This is a genomic window from Confluentibacter sediminis, assembly GCF_003258355.1.
GTDB classification, from domain to species: domain Bacteria; phylum Bacteroidota; class Bacteroidia; order Flavobacteriales; family Flavobacteriaceae; genus Confluentibacter; species Confluentibacter sediminis.
On record NZ_QKPO01000025.1, the window covers coordinates 1 to 9,198 of the forward strand.

Genomic DNA, 9,198 nt, shown 5'->3' on the forward strand with positions numbered 1-9,198 from the left:
AATACGATAAAAACCGAAGAATAGACTTATCGCCCCACTTTTACTGTGTTTTTCTATAAATTTCAGATACTTTTTAAGGGTATAGGCCATAGCTGATAATTGCATACACTTATTACCCTAAATTCATTTCAAGGTCTCCACCAACCAACAACCAGCCCCACTTTTCACTGTCTTTTGGTGAATATTAGATACCTTTTCAGGTTATAACCTATCGCGGTAAAACAATGTTTTATAAAAGTAAAGACAATCCCATCATCCCAAACGAAAAAAACCACTAACCACCAACCAACAACCATTGAAAAAGTAATATATTGCATATATAAACGATATAACTACAATAGGATGGGTATTTATTGTGGTTATACAAGTGTTGTGCGTCAGCTAAGAACCGAGTACAAACAAGCAAGATTTGAAAAAAACAATTTACTATATCGTACTGATTTTATCTGGATTAGGAATTCCATTAAACATTTTTGGAATTGTTAATACAATGGTCAGGCTAAAATATGAAACAGATAATCCTGGAGATTGTATTTCTCTGGTAAATGGCGTGGATTTGTGTGATTCAATTACAAGAATGAAAATATGGATTCTGATTTGCACAATACTTATTACTTTACTATTGACTTTCAGGAGACGACTTTTAAATACAAATAATTCATAACCCCTAAAAAATGAGAAAACTACTGATATTATTACTGGTTTCAATTTCAGGAATTACATTCGGACAGGATAAATACAATTATGTAAGCTTTGATAAGTTAACTGAGGTAAAAGGAACTGATTACGTGATTGCCTCGATTGAAAACAGAGGGAAAATTGAAACTAAAAGCAAATATCTTCTTTTCATTGATACGAAAGACGGAAAAACCAAACAGATTGATTTGCCAAAGGATTCGTATATAATGTCAGTTGAGCAAATATTGATTGAAGAACTTGACATAAGTAAAGTGATTTTAGTTGCAAAGACAATTAATCTCGACGGTGATAAAGAAATTGATTGGAGTGACCCTCAGCAGATTTTCATACTTTCGACTGACGGAGAATCAAAAACACAATTGACTGAGGATAGATTTTTTGTCCGTACTTGGACAACAAATGAAAAAACAGGAACGATTACAATAACAGGTCATTATGATACAAACTCAAATGGCAAATACGATAAGATTGATAAAAACGAGATTTTGATTTACGATTTAAAAACAATGAAATTACGGACAAAGATATAAAAGCCGAACGCACAACAATGGTAACCGTTGCACAACCCCATAATTTCAAAAAAACAAGATACAAAAACGTCCTTTTTTAAGGGCGTTTTTTGGTTTTAATAGGTTCTTATTTTGTACATTGAAAGATGATGATATGAGTTTAAAATGACGTTTATAACAGCCTTAAAACGATAAAAACCGAAGAATAGACTTGCCACTCCGATTTTACTATGTTTTTCTATAAATTTCAGATACTTTTTAAAGTTATAGGCCATAGCGAATAATTGCATACACTTGTTACCCTAAATTCATTTCAAGGTCTCCACCAACCAAAAACCAACAACCAAAAACCAACTACAATATGATGGGTATTTATTGTGGTTATACAAGTGTTAGCGGTCATGCTAAAAAAAAGAAATCAGCTACTGACATAGGGTTGTCATTTGATAAATCTACTTTTGGATTTTAAAAATAAAGGAGACAAAATATGAAACATGAATGGAAAAAAAACGAGAAACAATTCTATTTGCCGAAGAACAAGCCTGAATTGATAAGTGTACCCAAATTTAAATTTTTCACAATTGAAGGAAACGGAAATCCCAATGATAATTTTTTTGCTGAATACATTGGAGTTTTATATTCTTTATCTTATGGAATAAAAATGAGCCAAAAAAAAGGGATTGAGCCCAAAGGATATTTTGATTACACAATTTATCCTCTTGAAGGAGTTTGGGACTTAAATGAAGAAGCCAAGAAATCATTTGATGGGACAATAAATAAGAACGATTTAGTTTTTAAATTAATGATACGACAACCTGATTTTGTTGACAAAGATTTTGCCCTGCAAATACTCGAACAGACTAAAAAGAAAAAGCCACATGATTTATTAGAACAAGTCAGATTTGAAGAAATAATAGAAGGCGATTGTATTCAAATGCTGCATTTAGGCAGTTATGACAATGAACCTGAAAGTTTTAATCTCATGGAAAGTTTTGCTGAGCAAGAAAAATATAGTCGAAAATCAAAAACTCACCGAGAAATCTATCTTAGCGACGCAAGAAAGGTTTCCCCTGACAAATTAAAGACTGTTTTGAGATTTAATGTTGAGAAAAAATGAAATAAAAAGCACCAACCACCAACCAACAACCATTGAAAAAGTAATATATTGCATACATAATCAATATAGCTACAATAGGATGGGTATTTATTGTGGTTATACAAGTGTTGGGCATAATTTAACGGATTAAAAACAAACCCTAATTTGAAAATGATATTTAAAGGAATATTAATGCTAATTTTAGCGGCAATTATGATTAAAATTCTGATTATAAAATCAAAACACAGCGAATTAATTAATCTTTGGATTTCTGAAAATTATAGTACCAAAAATATGTTTGGACTTTCTGACCAAGAAAAAAGGACAATATCTTTAATAAAAAAATTAGGATTATCCTTTTTCATAATCTTTGGACTTTTATTTCTGACTTTTGCCAACTCTGTTCTATAGAAAAGAAAAACTATGCACAACACCAGTAACCGTTGCACAACCCCATAATTTCAAAAAAACAAGATACAAAAACGTCCTTTTTTAAGGGCGTCTGTTGGTTTTAATAGTTTATATCCTGTACATTGAAAGATGATAATATGAGTTTAAAAGGACGTTTATAAACGCCTTAAAACGGTAAAAACCCCCCTCCCCGAAGTTATAACGTCACGCTAACTACACACCCCCTTTAGTAGCAAAATGCCTTTCCACCAAGGTTTCTGCCGAATACAAAAACACCCCACACTTTTTCCATGCCCGGTTGGCATCATTTAGGCTCAGGCGGTGTTGCGTGTTGTGTGCCGTCAGGTCTTTAGCGTTAAATAGGTGGTGCAGCAAGTGCTGGTTGCCGTAGGTGTTTTTTGGGAACACGCTGTCGGGCAGATCAGTAAATAGGCTACACAAGTGCAAGAGGTAGGGTAATGCCATATGCTGCGGTTTGTATTCCATAAACACATAAATAAGCCCCAGACAGATTTGCGTGAGCATCTGGTGCAAGAAGGCAAAACAGGCTGTGGGTTCGGTAACAGTGTTTCGGGTGCTAAGGCTTTCGTACAGGTCATCCGCTTTTTTTAAATGCACGCCCCACTGCCGATAAGTATCCTGCCAAACCTGCTCCCGATATAGGGGCGTGGGGAGGGTATAAGTGTCCCCATAGGGGTATAGCTTATAGATACAGGGAGCATTGCCAATGGTTTTTCTCAGGAAGCTATGGCCTGTTCTAAGTTTTTTGCGCACGGAGGGGTAGCTATAAGGTATGGCATATACCTGGGCCTGCTTTTTGGTGTGTTTATAAAGCGCTTCCATAAGTTGGGCAGTATGGGGTTTTGGCAGGTCTGGCTTTGCCTTGTTGGTGATGAGTAGGAGGGTGTAAGTAGCGGTTATATGGCAGGTTTCGCGGCCGGGGAGGTAATGAAACTGCATGTGGGCCGTTGTGGTGCTTTGGCTTAATAAGTAAGCCTCAAAGAGACTGTAATGCAGGCTCAGGTAATCGATGACTTGTTTTAGAAGAGGGTCGTTTATTTTTTTTGGTTTGGTGAAGGTTGCCTCGCCCCTAAATGGTTGGGGCTTGCCATGACTGGATGGTGAAGGTGTTGTTTGTGGGTTCATGATGAAATATATTATGTGTTAAAAAATATTTTATAGCGATATAATATGCTTTTAAAGCATAACAAAGATGTTAAAAATATTTAATTAAAGACTATAAAGCATGATTTTATGCTATTATGATAAATATTAAAGTAATTATATTTGGTTTTACTTATTATAAACCGACATGCCAAAAAAGATTTACAATCGCATTAAAGCCGTATTAGCAGAAAAAGGGATGACGAATAATACCTTAGCAGAATCCTTAGAAATGAATTCTACGACCATATCTAAATGGTGTAGGAATGATATGCAACCTAGGGTTGAGACTTTATTTCATATAGCAAAAGTTTTAGATGTGGATGTTAGGGAATTGTTGGTGTCATCGAAATAGGTTTTATGCGCTACCGCCAGTTTGCAACTGGTGGGGTAAGAGTAAGAAAAATAAAGAATAGCTCCACTTTTTCCTGTCTTTTGGTGAATATTAGATACCTTTTCAGGTTATAACCTATCGCGGTAAAACAATGTTTTATAAAAGTAAAGACAATCCCATCATCCCAAACGAAAAAAACCACCAACCAACAACCAAAACCATTGAAAAAGTAATATATTGCATACATAATCAATATAACTACAATAGGAAGGGTATTTATTGTGGTTATACAAGTGTTACCACCAATTAAAAAAACTGAACAATTATGAACAGATTATTGATGACATTAACTTTTAGTTTATTCCTTTTGAATTTATGTTTGGGACAAATTCCTAAGGAAGCATTTCCATTGACAAATTCTCTCAGTGCCTTATGGCATAATGGAGAAACAGAAAAAGCAATTGAATCCTCTTTGGAATTATATCGTTTGTATCCACCGATGTTTATTGAGAGAATCCATAATACACTTGCCCAACAACTACAAAATGACTCACAATTATATGGACAAAAATATTTGGAACAATTATTACTAAAGAAAAATGATGAAATCAGTAATATCATTTCTCCAATTTATTTATGGAGTAAGTCAATAAATGCAAAAAATGAAAATGACTTAAAGGAGGTTTTGGAAGAACTAAAAAGTATTTTAAAAGACAGCTCAAATTATAAATCTGAAACCGAAAGATACTGCCTTTTAATTTTACAAGAACTGGATAAGAAAAACGTCATTGATGCCAATAATAAAGAAGTAATCTTACAAAAAAACATAAACAATTTGGAAGCATATCCTTATATCAATAAGGTTATTACAGGCAGACAAGAGAGTGAAAAACGGGCATGGCACAGATATTTATTGGCATATAGCTATAACTATTTGTATACAGTTAAACCCAATGTTTCAGAATACTTAAAAAAAGCTTCCGATTACAGCCCCGACCTGAACGACAGACAATATAAACATGCGTATTTTTATGATGCTGCACTTTTGACGGGTAATACAAGAGACTTCGGTTTTCAAACAAAATATCAAAAGTATTTGGTTGGGAATAATCGGAATTCTGACGCATTAGATTTATTGAGTGATATTGCTTTTGGAACTCCCTCAGATGACAACATAATAGCATTACGGCAATTTTATGAAAAATTAAAATACAACAGCCCATTTACGGATTATTGGGCTAATTATATTCATAAAAAGGGCAAACCTGTTCCAAAACTAAAAATACAATTTGAAAAGGAAGAATTAGATTTAACTGTAAAATCTAACAGATGGATTTACATAGATGTTTGGGGTACATGGTGTGATCCATGTAGAAAAGAATTGCCAGAATTACAATCCTTTTTTGTGGAGAATATTAATAGGAATAATTCAAAATTAATGATTTACACTTTTTCGTTTGGTTCTCAAAACTTATCAGATTTTATGGCTGAAAATAAATACACATTTCCTGTGAGCGAGATTGATAAACAAACTAATGATTTATTTGAGGTATCTGGATATCCAACCAAAATACTGATTTCACCTGAAGGGAACTTCATAAAGATACCTTTTGGAGTTGACTGGAAAGCATATATTAAAAATTACACTATGATGTAAAACTGGTGGTAACAAAGATGTATGTAGCAAATAGGCGAGATAGTAGTAATTCCAAGGGCGGTAGCCAGCTTCAAAATCGTAACGATTTGATAGGTTTGAAGCCCGCAATCACCTACTTTGCATATACTCAACGTTGGCAGTCATTAGAAAAACCATATTGACATGAATAAATTAATTATTATTACAATTTTTTCCATTGTTTTCAAAATTCAATCTCAGAATCACAAATTGGTTGGTTATACAAGCAATTTAAAAGATAGTACAAAAGTCCTCCTGAGAAATGTTGAAATGGACAAGCCTTTTGACACTACCTATGTCGTCAATAATAAATTTCAATTTGATATTGAACCAATTAATGGTCATAACTTATTCTTTATGAGAATCGATAAGTTAGAGGGGCTTAGAAGAGATTTACTCTTTATCGATAATTCAGATATTGAAATAGATCTTAGAAATAGGGATTTTAACTCTGCTATTATAAAAGGCGGTAAGATGCAAAATCAAAGAATGGAATTTCTTAAAGAGGAAAATTCACAGGCTAGCCAATATACAAAGGTTAACTTCATTAAAAATCATAGTAATTATGAGTATTCTGCATATTTGTTAATGGATTTGAGAATGAACATGAAAAATGAGGAAATCCAAGAGTTATATGACAATTTGGATATTGAAGTTAAGAATTCAAAATATGGAAAAATAATTTCCAAATATTTAGAAAAATCCAAAGGCTTTGAAATTGGAGCCAAAGTTTCTGATTTCACCTTAAAAGATGTTAATGGTAATGATGTTAGCTTAAATTCCTTCTTAGGTAAATTTATCTACTTAGACTTCTGGGGTTCTTGGTGTGGGATTTGTAGAGAAGAACATCCTTTTTTTAAGAAGATGAATACAAAATATAAAAATAAAGGGTTTGAAATAATCAGCGTTTCATTAGACCGAGATATCAAAAAATGGGAGAGAGCATCTATTCAAGATGGAATTAATTGGACTTCATTAATAGACACATCTTCTTTTAATGGAGATATTGCTCTAACCTATAAAGTGTTTTCAATGCCCACTGGTTATCTTATTGATAGAGAAGGTAAAGTGATTGAACGATTTTTTAATGGACAATTGGATGAAGACACCATAACAAACCTATTAAATTAATAACGCCTGCCAACACCAGTAACCATTTCACAAGCCCATAAATTATAAAAAAAAACAGACTTCTATAATGGCCTCTGCTGTGCGAAGTTTGTAACTTCGTAGCCTACAAATTTCCCCACTTTTCACTGTCTTTTGGTGAATATTAGATACCTTTTCAGGGTATAAGCCATCGCGGTAAAACAATGTTTTATAAAAGTAAAGACAATCCTATTATCCCAAACTAAAAATTTATCACCAAAAACCACCAACCAACAACCAAAAACCACCAACCAACAACCAAAAAAGTAATATATTGCATATATAAACGATATAACTACAATAGGATGGGTATTTATTGTGGTTATACAAGTGTTGGCAGTAATTAAAAAATGCCGTGAACAAATTGAAAATAAGACATTAACAATGAAAAAAAAGAATACAATATTAATTTTACTGACATTCCTTTCATTGTCTCTTTTCGCTCAAGAAAATAATTCAGAAGCTGGTGGTCCACCAAAACTTTCAGAATTGTTAGGTGTTTGGAAAAAAGTTGAATTTCCGAATGAGGATAAAATCAACAAAATAAACCCTTGGCCTCAAAAATATCAATGGTTTGCGTTTTTCGAAAATGGAAAAGTATACTCAATGATGTCTGACATCGATTATGATTATTCTGAAAATGACATAAAAGAAACATTTAAAATTTTACCATCTGACAAAACACCTGACTATAAATTGGATGGACAATTTTTAACTATAGATAATAAAGAAGTCAAAGATTATAGAGAATTATGGGGAGTGAATTTATTTGCTAAAGACATCAATGACTTCCTAAAAAAAGGGAATCTAATGATGACTTTGGACGACGGAAATGGAAATGTGATTTATTATAGATTATTAAAACGAATAGAATAACTATTGCCAACACCGAATAGAATAACTATTGCCAACACCGTAAAAAAAATGCTAGTTTTAGCTAAACCAAAGTTAGTTGCTCGTTTGCTAGCTTCTGATTTTCCTTCGGACACGAACTTAGTGAACTGGCGAAGCAAAATCCTCGCACACAAACACGCAACTTTCCTTATACATCAACGTTGTACACAAGCTAAAAATTGAATAAAAAAATATGAAATCGATTTATTTTACAATTCTTACTGTTCTTATTTGCTCAGTAAATTATGGACAAAAATTGAATTATGGATTAAAAGGCGGAATGAATGTTTCAAACACAAAATTTACAGTTTTAGATAACGGAGAATCCTCTGCAAGAGATTTTGAAAATCGAATATCTTATTTTATAAGTGGTTTTGTTGAGTATTTTCCAAAAACTAAATCTAACAAACCTATTTCAATACAAACAGAATTACAATTTTCTAAACAAGGTTATTCATACAATAGATCGAGTGAAACAGGTTTTGTTTTTCAACTCGATCAAATGAATTTACCTCTTACTTTAAAAAAGCCAATACTTAATGATTTATCAATTGTAGGAGGAGTTTATTTAGGGTATGTGACAAGTTCAAACGAAAAGTACCAAGGGAGAAAATATAAACAAAATGAATATTTTAATTTTGACAACGGACTTTTGGTTGGAGGAGAATACTCCTTCGATTTCGGTCTATTATTAGACTTTAGGTATATGTATGGATTAAAGAATATGTCCGACTTTAAAAGCCCAGAATCTAATATAGAACACGAATATAAGAATAGAGTATTTCAATTTGGGTTAGGATATAGATTTTAAAGAAAATGAATACCGATAGATAAAAGCCAGTGTACAACAATAGTAACCGATTTACACAACCCCATAATTTCAAAAAAACAAGATACAAAAACGCCCACTTTAAGGGCGTCTGTTGTTTTTAATAGTTTATATCCTGTACATTGAAAGATGATGATATGAGTTTAAAAGGACGTTTATAACAGCCTTAAAACGGTAACCCTGCCAATAAAAAGCAAAATAGCACTAGTAACAGGTGGAAGTCGTGGTTTAGGCAAGGATATGGTTCTAAGCTTAGCCAAAAAAGGGTACAATATCATTTTCACATACAATAGCAATAAAGATGAAGCCGATAAAGTCGTTAATGAAGTTATGGCGTTAGGTCAAAAAGCAACAGCTTTCCAATTAGATGTAATGTAAGCTTCCCAAGAATAGAACTGTTTAATTTTCTAAAGTTACCATAAAGTTATAGATTTTAAT

The 9,198-nt window shown here is 32.8% G+C and carries 8 protein-coding genes and 1 pseudogene; 8 read left to right on the forward strand and 1 reads right to left on the reverse strand.

From position 1 onward, the window contains the following. Positions 1 to 674: 674 nt before the first annotated feature. Together DKT72_RS16960 and DKT72_RS16965 are read left to right on the forward strand one after the other, a co-directional pair. Positions 675 to 1,229, forward strand: coding sequence for a hypothetical protein (locus DKT72_RS16960; protein ID WP_111309942.1), 555 nt, complete (start codon positions 675 to 677; stop codon positions 1,227 to 1,229). Between the two features lie 466 nt (positions 1,230 to 1,695). Beyond that, positions 1,696 to 2,325 carry a GyrI-like domain-containing protein gene (locus DKT72_RS16965; protein ID WP_111309943.1) on the forward strand — a complete coding sequence of 210 codons (630 nt, stop codon included), beginning with the start codon at positions 1,696 to 1,698 and terminating at the stop codon, positions 2,323 to 2,325. A 603-nt stretch (positions 2,326 to 2,928) separates the two neighbouring features. On the opposite strand, the gene DKT72_RS16975 is transcribed toward DKT72_RS16965, so the two are convergent. Next, positions 2,929 to 3,861, reverse strand: a complete 933-nt coding sequence (locus DKT72_RS16975; RefSeq protein ID WP_111309945.1) for a hypothetical protein — start codon at positions 3,859 to 3,861, stop codon at positions 2,929 to 2,931. Positions 3,862 to 4,027: 166 nt separating this feature from the next. Between DKT72_RS16975 and DKT72_RS16980 the strand changes: the two genes are divergently transcribed. The 6 genes and pseudogenes from DKT72_RS16980 to DKT72_RS17005 all read left to right on the forward strand — a co-directional run. After that, positions 4,028 to 4,234 (forward strand): helix-turn-helix transcriptional regulator, encoded by a 207-nt coding sequence (locus tag DKT72_RS16980; protein WP_111309946.1) that lies wholly within the window; start codon positions 4,028 to 4,030, stop codon positions 4,232 to 4,234. Positions 4,235 to 4,538: 304 nt separating this feature from the next. Then, the gene (locus DKT72_RS16985) at positions 4,539 to 5,870 is read left to right on the forward strand and encodes a TlpA family protein disulfide reductase (RefSeq protein WP_111309947.1); all 1,332 of its coding nucleotides are present in this window, start codon (positions 4,539 to 4,541) and stop codon (positions 5,868 to 5,870) included. Positions 5,871 to 6,032: 162 nt separating this feature from the next. Further along, a complete protein-coding gene (locus DKT72_RS16990) occupies positions 6,033 to 7,019 on the forward strand; it encodes a TlpA disulfide reductase family protein (protein WP_111309948.1) in 987 nt (328 codons plus the stop codon). Positions 7,020 to 7,421: 402 nt separating this feature from the next. Next, positions 7,422 to 7,913 (forward strand): hypothetical protein, encoded by a 492-nt coding sequence (locus DKT72_RS16995; RefSeq protein ID WP_111309949.1) that lies wholly within the window; start codon positions 7,422 to 7,424, stop codon positions 7,911 to 7,913. Positions 7,914 to 8,124: 211 nt separating this feature from the next. After that, positions 8,125 to 8,742, forward strand: a complete 618-nt coding sequence (locus DKT72_RS17000; RefSeq protein ID WP_111309950.1) for a porin family protein — start codon at positions 8,125 to 8,127, stop codon at positions 8,740 to 8,742. Positions 8,743 to 8,940: 198 nt separating this feature from the next. Further along, positions 8,941 to 9,132, forward strand: a pseudogene (locus DKT72_RS17005) (SDR family NAD(P)-dependent oxidoreductase); the annotation flags it as partial. Positions 9,133 to 9,198: the final 66 nt, after the last annotated feature.